Origin of the sequence: Leucobacter sp. 7(1) (assembly GCF_900163635.1) — a bacterium.
Taxonomy (GTDB): domain Bacteria; phylum Actinomycetota; class Actinomycetes; order Actinomycetales; family Microbacteriaceae; genus Leucobacter.
Window position 1 is genome coordinate 1 of the sequence record NZ_FUID01000008.1, and the last position, 14,762, is coordinate 14,762.

General features: G+C 65.0%; 14 protein-coding genes. 8 read left to right on the forward strand and 6 right to left on the reverse strand.

Going from position 1 to position 14,762, the window contains the following annotated elements:
• Positions 1-225: 225 nt before the first annotated feature.
• From FM113_RS02045 to FM113_RS02055, 3 genes are all read right to left on the reverse strand, one after another.
• Positions 226-1,470, reverse strand: coding sequence for an alpha-hydroxy acid oxidase (locus tag FM113_RS02045; RefSeq protein ID WP_087010985.1), 1,245 nt, complete (start codon positions 1,468-1,470; stop codon positions 226-228).
• A gap of 292 nt (positions 1,471-1,762) precedes the next feature.
• Positions 1,763-2,455 carry a response regulator transcription factor gene (locus FM113_RS02050; RefSeq protein ID WP_087010987.1) on the reverse strand — a complete coding sequence of 231 codons (693 nt, stop codon included), beginning with the start codon at positions 2,453-2,455 and terminating at the stop codon, positions 1,763-1,765.
• Positions 2,452-3,792: a sensor histidine kinase gene (locus FM113_RS02055; protein ID WP_087010989.1), complete on the reverse strand. Its 1,341-nt coding sequence runs from the start codon at positions 3,790-3,792 to the stop codon at positions 2,452-2,454. Before FM113_RS02055 ends, FM113_RS02050 begins: the two co-directional genes overlap by 4 nt.
• A 124-nt stretch (positions 3,793-3,916) precedes the next feature.
• Here FM113_RS02055 and FM113_RS02060 point away from each other — a divergent pair, with 124 nt between their 5' ends.
• The 5 genes from FM113_RS02060 to FM113_RS02080 all read left to right on the forward strand — a co-directional run bounded on the left by FM113_RS02060 (position 3,917) and on the right by FM113_RS02080 (position 8,718).
• On the forward strand, positions 3,917-4,816 hold the full coding sequence (locus tag FM113_RS02060) for an ABC transporter ATP-binding protein (RefSeq protein WP_087010990.1): 900 nt from the start codon (positions 3,917-3,919) through the stop codon (positions 4,814-4,816).
• Entirely contained in the window at positions 4,813-5,937 is a 1,125-nt protein-coding gene (locus FM113_RS02065) for an ABC transporter permease (protein ID WP_087010992.1), read from the forward strand. The genes FM113_RS02060 and FM113_RS02065 overlap by 4 nt, the downstream gene beginning before the upstream one ends.
• 203 nt (positions 5,938-6,140) lie before the next feature.
• Positions 6,141-6,569, forward strand: a complete 429-nt coding sequence (locus tag FM113_RS02070) for a cytidine deaminase (protein WP_087010994.1) — start codon at positions 6,141-6,143, stop codon at positions 6,567-6,569.
• Positions 6,570-6,885: 316 nt separating this feature from the next.
• Positions 6,886-8,352, forward strand: coding sequence for a DHA2 family efflux MFS transporter permease subunit (locus tag FM113_RS02075; protein ID WP_087011021.1), 1,467 nt, complete (start codon positions 6,886-6,888; stop codon positions 8,350-8,352).
• Positions 8,353-8,397: 45 nt separating this feature from the next.
• Positions 8,398-8,718, forward strand: a complete 321-nt coding sequence (locus FM113_RS02080) for a thiamine-binding protein (RefSeq protein ID WP_087010996.1) — start codon at positions 8,398-8,400, stop codon at positions 8,716-8,718.
• A gap of 251 nt (positions 8,719-8,969) precedes the next feature.
• On the opposite strand, the gene FM113_RS02085 is transcribed toward FM113_RS02080, so the two are convergent.
• The 3 genes from FM113_RS02085 to FM113_RS02095 are packed head-to-tail and all read right to left on the reverse strand — an operon-like array spanning position 8,970 to position 10,684.
• Positions 8,970-9,245, reverse strand: coding sequence for a hypothetical protein (locus FM113_RS02085; protein ID WP_087010998.1), 276 nt, complete (start codon positions 9,243-9,245; stop codon positions 8,970-8,972).
• The gene (locus FM113_RS02090) at positions 9,242-10,288 is read right to left on the reverse strand and encodes an FUSC family protein (protein ID WP_087011000.1); all 1,047 of its coding nucleotides are present in this window, start codon (positions 10,286-10,288) and stop codon (positions 9,242-9,244) included. The genes FM113_RS02085 and FM113_RS02090 overlap by 4 nt, the downstream gene beginning before the upstream one ends.
• A gap of 60 nt (positions 10,289-10,348) precedes the next feature.
• Positions 10,349-10,684, reverse strand: a complete 336-nt coding sequence (locus FM113_RS02095) for a hypothetical protein (protein ID WP_087011002.1) — start codon at positions 10,682-10,684, stop codon at positions 10,349-10,351.
• A 567-nt stretch (positions 10,685-11,251) separates the two neighbouring features.
• Here FM113_RS02095 and FM113_RS02100 point away from each other — a divergent pair.
• From FM113_RS02100 to FM113_RS02110, 3 genes are all read left to right on the forward strand, one after another.
• Positions 11,252-12,652, forward strand: a complete 1,401-nt coding sequence (locus tag FM113_RS02100; protein ID WP_254908823.1) for a glutamate decarboxylase — start codon at positions 11,252-11,254, stop codon at positions 12,650-12,652.
• Positions 12,653-12,811: 159 nt separating this feature from the next.
• Positions 12,812-13,492, forward strand: a complete 681-nt coding sequence (locus FM113_RS02105) for a hypothetical protein (RefSeq protein ID WP_217895937.1) — start codon at positions 12,812-12,814, stop codon at positions 13,490-13,492.
• 104 nt (positions 13,493-13,596) lie between these two features.
• Positions 13,597-14,676 (forward strand): linear amide C-N hydrolase, encoded by a 1,080-nt coding sequence (locus FM113_RS02110; RefSeq protein ID WP_087011004.1) that lies wholly within the window; start codon positions 13,597-13,599, stop codon positions 14,674-14,676.
• Positions 14,677-14,762: the final 86 nt, after the last annotated feature.

A 14,762-nucleotide genomic window follows, 5' to 3' on the forward strand; every position in this document is an offset into this window, starting at 1 on the left:
GGCGCACCCCGCCCGCGCGCGGCAAAGCCGCGGCGCGCGCCCCGGCCTTGCCGCGCGTCCGCCCTGCCACACCACACCCCACCCAAACTGAGGCATGTTGTCCAAACTGAGCGAAATATCGGGGAGAAATCATCGGTTCGGAGAAAAGTCATCGGTTTTGGCGGGGCCGATTGGCTCGGGCGAGACGGCCGAGCTGACGGGGCGGGGCGGGGCGGGGCACCCCCGTTACACCGCGGGCACAGTCACCGGGCCGAGCCGCCGCAACTGGGTGACGTGACCGGGTTCGAGCTCCGCGAGCGAGGACACCCCGAGCAAGCGCATCGTGCGCTCGATCTCGGTGCGCAGGATCGTGATCGTGCGATCCACCCCCGCGCGCCCGCCCGCCATGAGGCCGTAGAGGTAGGCCCGCCCGATGAGCGTGAAGTCGGCACCGAGCGCGACGGCTGCGACGATGTCGGCCCCGTTCATGATGCCGGTGTCGATCATCACGGTGAAGTCGTCGCCGACAGCGCGGCGCACGCTCGGCAAGAGATGGAAGGGGACCGGGGCGCGGTCGAGCTGACGGCCGCCGTGATTGGAGAGCACGATCCCGTCGACGCCGGCGTCGCGGAGTCGCAGCGAATCATCGAGCGTTTGCACGCCCTTCACCACGATTTTGCCGGGCCAGAGCTCGCGAATCACCGCGAGGTCGTCGAAGCTGATCGTCGGATCCATCGCAGCGTCGAGCAGCTCGCCCACGGTCCCGCCCGTGGTGGCGAGCGACGCGAATTCCAGCTTGGGGGTGGTGAGGAAATCGACCCACCACCACGGCCGCGGCAGCGCGTTGATGACGGTACCGAGGCTGAGCTGCGGGGGAATCGAGAAGCCATTGCGCTTGTCGCGCAGGCGTGCGCCGGACACGGGGGTGTCGACCGTAAAGTGCAGGGTGTCATAGCCCGCCGCCGCAGCACGTCGTACAAGGCCGTATGAGATCTCGCGATCCCGTATCACATACAGCTGGAACCAATTGCGACCGTTCGGGTTCGTGGCCCGCACGTCCTCGATCGAGGTCGTGCCGAGCGTGGACAGGGTGAACGGAATTCCCGCGGCAGCCGCCGCACCCGCGCCCGCAACCTCCCCCTCGGTCTGCATCAGCCGGGTGAAGCCCGTCGGGGCGATACCGAACGGCAGCGCGCTCGGGCCGCCGAGAATCTCGACACTCGTGTCGACCTCGGGGGCCGGGCGCAAAATGCTCGGGTGAAACTCGATGTCTGCGAAGGCCTGGCGGGCGCGCGCCAGCGAGATCTCGCCCTCGGCCGCGCCGTCGGTGTAATCGAACGCGGCCTTCGGAGTGCGCCGCTTCGCGATCGTCCGGAGGTCGTTGATCGTGAGGGCGCCCTCAAGGCGACGACGCTTCCCGTTGAAGTCGGGGCGCTTGAATTGCATGAGTTCGAACAACTCGGTGGGCTTCGGCAACTGACGGGTGACCATGGGGCTCTCTTCGGGTCGGGGTGCGTTCACTGTCGACGTTAGCGCTGAGCGCGGCTCGAATGGGGGTGATATTTCAGCAGCGGGACGGATCGCGCAACCACGGCCCGCAAGCACAGCGCGCAGGTCGGCAAGCTCCGGGCTCCGCTATCCCACCTACGAAGAGGAACGCACCAGCCCGCAGGAGATTCACGAACTCGCAGGAGATTTGTCGCCGGAATGGGGACGCGGCGCGTGAATCTCCGACGCGTTGGTGACAGCGGTGCCGGATCCGGCACTCCGGGGAGGTTGAAAGCTAGGCACCCGCGCCGCGCGTGTGCGCCCACACGACCGCCTGGATCCGGTCGCGGACCCCGAGTTTCTGCAGCACGTTCGACACGTGCGTCTTGACGGTGGCCTCCCCGAGAAACAGGGTGGCGGCGATCTCCGCGTTGGAGCGGCCCTGCGCGATCAGCGTGAGTACTTCACGCTCCCGGTCAGTGAGCCCGGCCGCTTCGTAGTGATCCTGCGACAGCACGGGGCGCTCGGCGCGCACAGGCTCGCGTGCCGTGTCGGTCGCCACCCGCTCCAGCACTGCCCGTGTTACGTCGGGACCGAGCAACGCGTGGCCCGCGGCCAACGCCCGCACCGCGTCGATGAGTTGCTCGGCGCGTGAGGTTTTCAGCAGGAACCCACTCACCCCGGCCGCGAGTGCCGCAAACAGGTATTGTTCGTGGTCGAACGTCGTCAGGATCAGGACCGCAGGTGCCGGGCCAGGGCTCGGGGGGTGGACCATAAGGATCTGTCGGGACGCCTCGATGCCGTCCATGCCGGGCATCTCGACGTCCATGCAGATCACGTCGGGTGTGAGATCCCGCGCCAGTGTGACGGCCTCCGCCCCGGTGGCCGCTTCCCCGACGACCTCAAGATCGTCCTCGGACTCCAGGATGATGCGGAATCCTGAGCGGACCAGGGCTTGGTCATCGACGAGAAGGATCCGGATTGTCATGGGGTCTCCGTTTCTGCGGCGGGTGTTGCTGCGGACGCGTCGGAGGTTGCGGCACCCAGCGGAACGTGCGCTCGGACGAGGAAGCCGCCCCGTTCGCGGGGGCCGGCCCACACGGTTCCGCCGACGGCCCCGAGCCGTTCGCGCATCCCGCGGAGCCCGAGCCCGGAGCCGCGTGATCCGCTGGGAAGCCCGGGGCGCGCGCCGCCGCGGGCACCCCCGAAGCGCAGGGCCACACCGTCGTCGCTTACTTCGACCTCGATAGCGTCTGTGAGGAACCGGAGCCGAACTGTCGCCGCCGCTCCGCGCCCCGCGTGTTTCCTGACGTTGGTGAGGGCCTCTTGCGCCACCCGGTACAGGGCGACGTCGACGAGCATGGGCACCGGGCGAGCGTCCCCCGTGACGATCAGCGTGACGGGCACGCCAGCGTCCTGTGACTCGGCGAGCAGCCCTGACAGTTGGGCGATCCCGACCGTGCTGGATCCGGCGTCCGCGTCTGGCATGCGCAGTGTGTGCACGAGCCGCTGCAGCTCTGCAACGGCGGAGCGGGCACTTTCTTCCACGATCTCCAGCGCTGCTACGGCGCGATCCGGGTCCCGCGGGATGCTGCGCCTTGCCGCTCCGGCCTGAATCCCCATCACTGACACGTGGTGGGCCACGACGTCGTGCAGTTCGCGGGCGATGGCGATGCGGTCTAGCGCGACGGCCTGCTCCGCGCTGGTGCGACGCTCGCGTTCCAGCTCTTGTCCCTGCGCCTCGAGCGCGGCTTGGGTGCGTGCTGCGCGCCAAGACCGGAGGCCGAACCAGTACGCCGCCCCGAAGTAGAGGAGGTTTGTGATGATCTGGATGACGGCGAACGTCGCGTACGCGGAGAACAGGCCGGAACGCGGCATCCCGAGGAAGTCGCTGTCGTCCGACGCCGAGATGATGAGCGACACGATCAGCCAGATCAACAGGGCGGCGCTCGTGCCGATGAGCGTCCACACGGCCGCGGCCCGGTTCGGCTCCCAGGCCCCCACGGTGTAGAGCGCGAGGAACAGGGCGACGTTGGTGATCAAGAGCTCGGGCACCGCGAACTGGCCGCACACGAAAAACCCGATCGACACCAGGATCGCGACGGGGATGGGAGCGACCCTGCGGAAGGCGAGCGGCAGGGTGCACGCGGCGAGTCCGAGAACAGATACCCAGTGCGGTGCCGGATCGGGGATGACGCCGGTCCGCGCGTACAGCAGCGCGGTCAGAACACTCCCGAATGCGAGGGCCGCCGCGATCCCGGCGTCTACCCGCAGTTCCGCGCGCCCGGCTCGGGGGCGGGACCACTCGGCCGGAGGGACTGTCATGGGTTCCAGCGTAAATGGTTGCCCTCCCGCGCACCTCCGTCGCGTGGCGGAGCGGGTTCCGTCGTGCGGGGGAGGCGGGCGGCCACGGCACCGCCGTAGCGTGGGGAGCAACGAAAGGATCGCGATGATTGAGATTGCAGGAGTCTCCCGCAGCTACGGCACGCGCCGGGTGCTTGACGACGTGAACTTCACCGTGGAGAGCGGCCGGATGACCGGTTTTGTCGGCGGCAACGGCGCGGGCAAGACCACCACGATGCGCATCATCCTGGGCGTGCTCGCCGCGGACTCGGGGTCGGTGTACCTGAACGGGGTACCGATCACCGCGGCCGACCGAGCGCGATTCGGCTACATGCCGGAAGAGCGGGGGCTGTACCCGAAGATGCCGGTCCTTGAGCAACTCGTGTACCTCGCCAGGCTCCACGGGATGGAAGCGGGCGCGGCCCGTTCCTCGGCAACGGCACTGCTGGAGCGGCTGGGGCTTGCGGAGCGCGCGAAGGACACGCTCGAGAGCCTCTCGCTCGGCAACCAGCAGCGCGCCCAGATCGCCGCAGCCCTGGTGCACGAACCGATCGCCCTGGTGCTCGACGAACCGTTCTCGGGCCTGGATCCGATGGCGGTCGAGGTTGTGCTGGGGGTGCTGCGTGACTACGCGGACCGCGGCGCACCCGTCCTGTTCTCTTCCCATCAGCTCGACATCGTGGAGCGGCTCTGCGACGACGTCGTGGTGATCGGCGACGGCCGGATCCGCGCGCACGGATCCCGTGAGTCGCTGCGCGCCGCACACACAGGGAGCACCTTCGAACTCGAACTCGCGGGGCCGAGCGCCGACGCGGGCTGGGTGCGCGAGCTGCCGAGCGTTGCCGTGACTCACCTCGACGGGGGTTTTGCCCGCTTCGAGGCAGATTCCACTGAGGCGGCGCAGGCCGTGCTCGCCCGAGCCGTCGCCGAGGCCGGTACAACGGTGCGCAGCTTCAGCCCAGTCACCCCGTCCCTCGCAGAGATCTTCACGGAGGTTGTCCGATGAGTACCACCACTCCCATCACAGCCGCAGCAGCGTATCAGCGGCCGAGCGCCGCACAGGGCACCTGGATCGTCGCCGAGCGCGAGATCACCACGCGCCTGCGGTCAAAGTCGTTCCTCGTGTCTACGGGGGTGCTCCTGCTGTTTGTGCTCGCTGGCGTCCTCTTCAGTGGCTTCATGGCGAACAGCGGCGGCTTCGGCGGAGCCACCCGAGTCGCGGTCATGGGGAACGCTGCCGCGGATCTGACGGAGGCCGGCTTCGAGGTCGAATCGGTGCCGGATCGAGCGTCCGCCGAGAAGCTCGTCCGCGACGGCGATGTCGACGCGGCCGTGGTGCCCGGCGGGGACACTCCGGTAGAACTCACGGTGCTCGCGAATGACAGCGCACCCGCGGACGTACTGCAGGCGCTCTCTGCGGCACCCACCGTGGAACTCCTCGCCCCGGTCACGAACAATCCCGGTCTCGCCTACATCATCGCCATCGCCTTCGGCGTGGTGTTCATGATGAGTGCCATCACCTTCGGAACCACGATCGCGCAGAGTGTTGTCGAGGAGAAGCAGACCCGCATTGTGGAGATCCTGCTCGCCACGATCTCGGCCCGTACGCTGCTCGCCGGCAAGATCCTGGGCAACAGTATTCTCGCGCTCGCCCAGGTGATTGCGATCGTGGCGCTCGCCTGCGTGGGTATCCTCGCCACCGGGCAGGACCTGTTGCTTGGCGAACTCGGCACCGCGCTGATCTGGTTCGGGATTCTCTTTGCGTTTGGCTTCGTACTGCTGGCCACGCTCTACGCGGCGCTCGCCGCGCTCGTGTCCCGGCAGGAGGATGTCGCCTCCGCGGTCAGCCCGGTGATGTGGCTCGTGATGATCCCCTACGTGGCGATCATCTTTTTCTTCGACAATCCGGGAGCGCTCGCCGTAATGAGCTATATCCCGTTCTCCGCGCCGATCGGGATGCCGATGCGGCTCTACCTCGGCACCGCCGAGTGGTGGGAGCCGTTCCTCTCGCTCGCGATCCTGCTTGTCACAATTGCCATTGCCGTGTGGGTGGGCTCCCGGATCTACAACCACTCGATCCTGCGCACCGGTACCCGCGTGAAACTCGGTGAGGCCCTGAAGGGCTGAGTATCGGGGCGGGAGTGCCCGGCGCGGCCGACATCCCGTGCCCGCGGCTTGCCACACCCCTCCCCGGAGGTACCCCGCTCATCCACATGCTCCACGAGGCGTTTTATCTAGACTGAGCCGTTCTCCGCGTAATTTTGCTCAGTTTAGATAAATTCGCTCGGGGAGGGTGCGCGCGATCCGGGCGCTGCGCCTACGCTGGAGCCATGACCGACGCCCTGCCGACCGACGCGATTGCGCACGGTGAGATGCCGATCGACTGGGATGCCCTGCGCGTGGCCGCGCTCGCCGCAACCGCGCACTCGTACGCCCCGTACTCGGGCCTCGCGGTCGGATGCGCAGCCTTCGTCACGGACGGCAGGATCGTCACCGGCTGCAACGTGGAGAACGCAAGCTACGGTCTCACGCTCTGCGCCGAATGCACGATGCTCGGCGCGCTCCACCTGGGCGGCGGGGGCCGGCTCCGCGCCTTTGTGTGTGTCGACGGTGCGAACAATCTCCTCACGCCGTGCGGCCGCTGCCGGCAACTCCTGCACGAGGCCGCCGCCCCGGGCCTGCTGCTGGCCTCCGCACGGGGCGAGCGCACCATCGACGAACTGCTCCCCGACGCCTTCGGCCCCGACGCGCTGCCGTAGGGCATTGCGACGACTCTTCGATCCTCCGCCTCCGCCTCCGCCTCCGGCCCCGCACCCCGCCCAGAACTCCCCGCCCAGAGCTCCGCGCCTCTCCCACAAGCGCACCGGAGATTCTTGAATTCCACGGAGATTTTTCCCCTGAATGAGGGGCGTGGGTCGAGGATCTCCGGTGCGTTCGTGAGTGGATCGGGCGCCGGATCCCGGCCCCGGCAACCCCGGACCCCCGAATGTCACTGGCCGGGAGTAGGCTGTGCGGGTGAACACCCAGCCCGAGACGCCCACCCCCGCAATCCGCCCCTGGGCCGCACTATGGTCCATGGTGCTCGGCTTCTTCATGATCCTGGTCGACACCACGATCGTTTCGGTCGCGAATCCCTCGATCATGCAGGGGCTCGAAACCACGATGGTCGCGACGCTGTGGGCGACGAGCGCCTACCTGCTCGCCTATGCGGTCCCGCTGCTCATCACCGGCCGCCTCGGAGACCGCTTCGGCACACGTCGGATCTACCTGCTGGGGCTCGCCGTGTTTACGCTGGCCTCGCTCGCGTGCGGCCTCGCTCACTCGATTGAGATGCTGATTCTGGCCCGCGTCGCGCAGGGCCTCGGGGCCTCGCTCATGACGCCGCAGACCATGGCCGTGATCACGCGCATCTTCCCGCCGCGGGAGCGCGGATCGGCAATGGCTGTGTGGGGTGTCACCGCGGGTGTCGCGACGCTGGTCGGTCCGATCCTGGGCGGCTTCCTCCTCGACGCGTGGGGCTGGGAGTGGATCTTCTTCATCAACGTGCCGGTTGGTGTGTTGGCGTTTATTCTGGCGATGCGCTTTGTCCCGAAACTGCCGACAAGCGCGCACCGCTTCGACTGGCTCGGGGTGATTCTGAGCGCGGTCGGCATGTTCCTCGTGGTGTTCGGCATCCAGGAGGGGCAGAGCTACGAGTGGGGTGCGATCTGGGGCCCCGTCACAATCTGGGGCATGATCATCACCGGCGTTGTTGTGCTGGCACTGTTCGTTGTCTGGCAGCGCTTCCAGCGCGGTGAACCGCTGATCCCGCTTCAGATCTTCCGGGATCGCAATTTCTCGGTCGGGTCCGCGGCGATCGTCACCGTCGGCTTCAGCGTGACCGGGATGAGCCTGCCGCTGATGTTCTACTTACAGCTTGTGCGGGGTCAGACCCCGACCCAGTCGGCGCTGATGATGGTGCCCATGGCGGTGCTGTCGATCGCGCTCGCGCGCCCGGTTGGGCTGCTCATCGACCGGCGGGATCCGCGCAGGATTCCCGTGATCGGTCTCGTGCTTGTGTCCGCGGGCATGCTCGGCTACGTGCTGCTGATGCACCCGGACACCCCGATCTGGCTGCTGCTTATCCCGAGCGTGATCCTGGGCGTGGGCAACGCGTTCATGTGGGGACCGCTCGCCTCGCTCACCACGTTCAGTCTGAAGCCGAGCCTCGCGGGTGCCGGATCCGGCGTCTACAACACCAGTCGCCAGGTCGGGGCCGTGCTGGGATCCGCCGCGATGGCGATGCTCATGAACTCGCGGATCAGCGCGCTCCTCGGCGAGCAGGCTGCCGCCGGGATCGGTGGCGGCGGCGAAGGGGGCGGCGGACTTGCCGCGTTGCCCGCGCCGCTCCAGGAGAGCTTCACCACCGCGATGATGCAGTCACTTATGATGCCGATGGGCGTGATCCTTGTCGGAGCGTTCATCGCCCTCTGGTTCGCTCCGCGCCCCGCCCGCACCGGCGAGATCTCCGTCCCGGACGCGGCACCGAGCCGCTCATACTGAGCTCGCCACTCGCCCACGCTGACCCCCGCCCGGAAAGGACCCCACATGATCCTCGCATTCTCCGTCGCCCCGAGCGGTTCGGGCCCGGCGGGCCCAGCGCTGAGCGAGACCGGATCGGTCTCCGAAGCTGTCGCCGCAGCGATCCGCGTGGTGCGCGAGTCCGGGATCCCGCACCGCACGTCTTCGATGTTCACCGAACTCGAGGGGGAGTGGGACGAGGTCTTCGACGTCGTGAAGCGCGCCACTGAGGCTGTGCTTCCATATGGCTCGCGGGTCTCGCTCGTCATGAAGGCGGACATTCGCCCCGGCTTCGAGGGCGAGCTCGACGCGAAGCTGGAGCGGTTGGAAGCGGCGTTGGGGGAGTAGCCACCGTCGCGCGCAACGCTGCCTCGAGGTGTCACGCAGCCCCGTCTGACGGCGTTCCCTCGCCTCCAGGGCTGCTCAGCGCATGCTGCGGCTGCGGGACTCGGCGATTGCCGGTGGCGTGCGGAGGTCCCGGGATCCGGAAAGCAGGACAACTGGCCAGGAAGCTGAAGCAATGGTCGCTTTCAGGGTGCGTGGCTCTCCGCCAAACCGTGGAAAGTGGTGCGCTCACGGCGCGTAGGTGAGCGTAGGGCTCAAGCATGCGCCACGTCACAGATCGCGGCGGACTGCAACGCCGAGTCAAGCAGCATGCCCGCGACCCGCTCCCAACCCAGGACCGCTGCGATGTCGTCGGCGACCTCATCGACTCGCAGCCCAGAAAACGGCAGGTCGGTTCCGGAGATGCCCCGGCGCGATAGCCCAACCCCTCTGTGCTCAACCATGATGAGATCGAGCCCCCGTTTGGCGGCGATCCGCCGCAGCGTGCCGTAGGGCAGTACCGACCCGAGGCCGAGGCCTCCGGGGATCACACCTGCCGGGAGCGCGCGGTCCTAGTTCTTCGGTCGAGGACCCAGTGGACAATCACCGCCGCGAGCGCCGACAAGCCGGCACCCACGAGCGTGAAGGCGAACCGTTCCGCATCGAGGAGCAGGGTGTTGATCCCGCGCGAATTCATCAACACCACCGAGATCGTGAGGAACAGGCTGTACTCCCAGTACGGTTTGTGGAGGACGAGGAATGTGAGGCAGAGCCAGAGCGCCGGGAGCGCCAACACTTGCAGTACCGGGTCAGGGATCCCGAGGAGTGCCATGAGCGCAACCGCCGCGAACCCCGCGAACGTGCCCATGAGTCGACCGACCATGCGCTTGGGGGTGAGGAGCTGTGTTGGATCCGCGAGCACATACAGCGTCAGTGTCACCCAGACCCAGTGGGATTTCACTCCCGTCGTTGTGCCCAGCAACATCACCGTGGCAGACATGAGGCCAAGCACAGTGCCGTACAGCACGGGCACGCGCGGATCGGGCACGCTGAGTGCCACGAGTTCACGCTTACCCAGGGCGAGATGCAAGACCAGGATCGCCCAAGCGCCGGTGACGTTGATGACCACGAGCACGCCGGTGAAGTAGGCCGCGTCGAACACGGGAGGATCGGTGAAGAGCGGGGGAGGGCTCATCATGAAATACGGTACGAGAATGGGGAGCTGCAGTACGGCCTTGCCCACACCCTTCCGCGCAGCAAGGCCGTAGGCCACCCCGAGCAGGAGCAGGATCGCCGCAAGTACGATCGTGTTCTCGCGGAGCATGATGGCGATCACCCCCAGCACGGAGAGCGAGAGCACGACGGCGGCACCAATTCTCGGTCCCCCACTGATCCACCCAAAAGTTGCGGCGAGCACGCCGAAAAACGCGACACCGAAGACGCCGGGAACGACGAGCGAGGCCAGCGCAATCGGGGCCGCGATGATCAGCAGCCCCGCAAGGATCTTGAGGCCAAGGATCGCATGCTGTCGCCGGAGTGCCGACCGGTCGGGGGGCGGCGCGGGCGCGGAATCGATCTGTGACGTATCTTGCATACTCGCCCCTAGCTGTGGTGGGTGATAGTCCAACGCGAAACGGAGCCGGGATGAACCTCGCTACGCTCGCTGCACATGGACGGCCGTCAGAGCTTCGCGGTCTTCCGGTGTCATCCCGGGAATGGGTTCGCCGTTCCACACGATGTCGTCTCCCAGTGCGACGAGCAATTCTGTGCGGGTGCCGTGGCTGAGCTTCGCAACATGGATATGGCCTCGGCGACGACTGCAAGGGTGACCTGGCGTTCGACGCCAGGGGAGGACGAGCACGGGTTCGGTATCGTCACCCGTGAGCGCGCGCGAGAAGTCTTCGGCCTCGAGCAGGATCACACCGTTTGTGGGGAGCGAATTGCACTCGAGGGCAAAGGTATTTCGTGAACTGGTGACTGGTGCCCGCATGCACATTCCTTCTTCATTGATGGAATACCTATTCAGACCCTACAGCTCCGCAGCGAACTATGGCGGGGGAAGTTCACTGCGGGCATATTCGTTCACTCGGCCGTCTTCGGGCGCGTGGTGAATCCGGCGGAATCGGTGCACCGCGCGATAGTGCGACGCCAGATGATTGAGGGGATTCTCACCAGAGTCCGCTCTGAACTGGATTTTCGCACTATATTTTTCGGCCCCACCTGTGTCAGGATCAGACAGGGGGCTACGAAGACGTGGCCACGGGGGCCTACACAGAGGATGTGTTTGAGTTGACGGCAAACGGGGTGCGCAACTTTCACAAGCCGGAGAACGCCGAGCCTGGATTCCTGCTGTGTGCGGAAACCTCACCCATTCATGCGGCCTGCGGGGCCGCTATTTTTTTCGGCCGATGCGGCCGATGCGGCGATGCCCCGAGTGAAGCCCGCCACCTGCATCGGTGGTCACGAACCTATCTCCCCGGCGGCGGCGGCGAGCTTCGCACGCTGTACGTCGCCACCTGAACCTGTGTCAGCCCGAACATCAAGAAATGAGGAAATCTTGTCTGAACTGTACCGAAACGCTGCTGAACAGTCTGATGCTGCTGAGCTTCAGATCAATCCCGTCTTTGCTCGTCCGGGCGAAGCCACGAGCCTTCCGAAGTTCAAGCTGCCGGACGGCATGATGTCGGGCGATACCGCCTATCAAATCATTCACGACGAAGCGATGCTGGATGGCAACTCTCGGCTGAATCTGGCGACTTTTGTGTCCACGTGGATGGACGACAACGCGCAGAAACTCTATGTCGAGTCTGCCGACAAGAACATGATCGATAAAGACGAGTATCCCGCGACAGCCGCGATCGAGGATCGGTGCTGGCGGATGCTCGCGGATCTCTGGAACGTCCCTGATACCACGGACACGATCGGAACATCCACGATTGGATCATCTGAGGCCTGCATGCTGGGGGGCTTGGCGCTGAAGCGACTCTGGCAGGAACGCCGTCGTGCCGAGGGCAAGTCGACAGAACGCCCGAACCTGGTCCTATCGGCCGGCGTGCAGGTCGTGTGGGAGAAATTCTGCAACTACTGGGATGTCGAAGCGCGCTATGTTCCGGTGACTGAGGAACATCTTGTCCTTGATGGCTACGAGCTCGATACGTATGTCGATGAGAACACGATCGGCGTGGTTGCCATTCTTGGTCAAACGTACACAGGATTGTACGAGCCCGTGAAGGAGATCGCGGCAAAGCTCGACGAGATCCAAGCTGCGACCGGTCTTGACATCAAGATTCACGTCGACGGTGCGTCCGGGGCAATGGTGGCCCCATTCTGCCAGCCTGAACTCGAGTGGGACTTCGCAGTCGACCGCGTCAACTCGATCAGTACTTCGGGCCACAAATATGGGTTGGTCTATCCCGGGGTGGGGTGGGTAGTGTGGCGGAACAAGGCGGCCTGCCCCGAGAGCCTCATCTTTCATGTCAGCTACCTCGGCGGAGACATGCCGACGTTGGCGCTCAACTTCTCGCGCCCGGGCGCCCAGGTGCTGCTGCAGTACTACCAGTTCCTCCGCCTGGGGCGTGAGGGCTACCGTGAAGTGCAGCAGGGCTCGATCGACGTTGCGACCTATCTTTCGTCTGAAATCGGCGCGATGGAGCAGTTCGAGCTTGTCAGCAAGGGCGACACAATTCCAGTGTTCGCGTGGAAGCTCAAGCCGGGCGAGCGGAACTGGGATCTCTACGATCTCGCGGATCGGCTTCGCATGCGCGGGTGGTTGGTTCCCGCGTATCCGATGCCGGACAACCTGACCGGCCTCGTGGTCCAACGCATCGTTGTCCGTCTGGGGCTGAGCCGAGACCTCGCCGAGTTGCTGCTCGCCGCGGTTACGGAGGAAGTCGACTTCCTGGAAAACCTTGAGGCTCCCATCCCCCGTGAGAAGCAGCGCAAGAGCTTCACGCATTAGGAGCCGATCATCGAGGTGCCGGTGAGCGTGGCGGTCTTCGCCAGACGCGCTCAACGGTTTCGACGCCCAGCTCGCCCCGAAACACTTCCGGCTGTGAGTGTCACTCACGTGCCGGGCCGGGGCGAACTCTCATCAGTATCACCCGGACGGTTGGAACATATGACTCAGCAGCAGATTGCGGAATCGCCTCGAATGCGCGTGCCCTTTCTTGCACCTACGGTGACCAAGCAGAGCGTGTCGTTCATGATCGGATCTGCACTGTTCGCCGCTGGCACTGCGGTCGGGATTTGGGATCTGGGGAGCGCCAATGTCACCAACGTGTTGTGCTTCGTTGGAGCATGGTTCTTCACCGCCGCTGGTCTGATGCAACTCATCTTGAGCGGGAACGCGATCGTATCCGTGGACTATGGCGCCGGGAAAATGCTCCGGGCGGTCTGGCTCGCAGCGGCGATCCAGAGCCTCGGTACGATCCTGTTCAACATCAGCACGAGCGCAGCCCTGACCGCGAAAACTGTGCGGGCTGAAGAACGTCTCGTATGGAACCCTGACGCGGGAGGATCCGTTGCGTTTCTGATCAGTGCCGTGTTCGTTTATGTCGCCTATTACCGGGAACACGGGCAGCTGTGGAATCCGCGAGATTCTGGGTGGTGGGGGGCGCACATCAACATGATCGGCTGCATCGCGTTCGCGATCTCCGCCGTGGGGGCCTTTGTCCTCACGAATGGTTCTGCGGAGGATGCCGCGGTCGCAAACTGGGGAACGTTTATCGGCGCCTTGTGTTTTTTTGTGGCATCGATGATCGCCCTCCCTCAGCTCGCTTGGAATCGACGCAACACCTGAGTACGACATCTCGTAATTTATGCCGCCCGAGGAACGATCGACAACGTCGCGGTGCACCCACCACGACGACCGAGGAAACACCTGAGAAAGGATGTGTAAGCAATATGTGCACACGAGTTGTTTGGCCTGATGCAAATGGATCGGTCATCGTCGGCCGAAACATGGATTTCCATATGGACCTCTTGACCAACCTGTGGAAGTATCCGCGGGGAATCGAGCGCACGGACGGGGTCGACGGCAAACTGAGCTGGAAGGCAAAGTACGGCAGTATCGTTGCGACCGCGTTTGATCTTGTCGCGACCGACGGCATGAACGAGGAGGGCTTTGCCGGGCACATCCTGTGGCTGGCGGAGTCGGACTATGGGAAGCCCGAGGCATCGGCAACCCAGCTCAGTCAGGCAATTTGGCTCCAGTACTACCTGGATAACTTTGCGACAGTCGCAGAGGCCGTCGCCTGGACAAACGACACACAGGTTGAAATTGCTCAACTGTTCGATCCCACCGGCCATCTCGTGCCGACTCTGCATCTTGCCATCAACGATGCAACTGGCGACTCCGCGGTCATCGAATACACCGATGGCAAGCCGCAGGTGTACCACAGCCGTGACTACAAGGTCATGACGAACTCCCCGACCTTTGACAAGCAATTGGAGCTCGTCAAGCAGATCGAGGGGCTGGGGGGAGACAAGGCACTTCCTGGCTCGACGCTTGCCAGCGACCGCTTTGCACGGGCCTCTTATTACGTCGAACACCAGGTGCAGCCGAAAACTCAGGTTGACGCGATCGCTGCAATGTTTAGCATCATCCGAAATGCGGCGCAGCCGTTCCGGACCCCAGAGCCAGGCAAGCCGGACGCGTCGCAGACGATTTGGCAGGTCGTGCTCGACCTGACAAACAAGCGCTACGTTTTCGAGTCCACGACCCGGCCAGGGATCGTGTGGGTCAACCTCGAAGAACTCAGTTTTTCTGAGGGTTCCAAGGTGCTCAAGCTTGATCTTGTGAGCCGCCTCATGCTCGAGGGCGGGCTTGCCGGGAACGTCAGCCATAACTTCTCAGATGTGGGAGAAACCGCGACGCAAGTCTTGGCCACAGGCACGCAGGCGTTGGAGTTCGTTGCCAAGAAACAAGATGAGTTCGCCGAGATTCAGCGAGCCGTCCAGAAACTCGTCGGCGCGAAGAAGTAATTCATGGAGTAGGTCGGGGGCGCACACTCCGGTGTGGCCCCCGGTCTGAGCCCCCAACCAGTACTCCCGCTCCCGTTCGGGCAGGG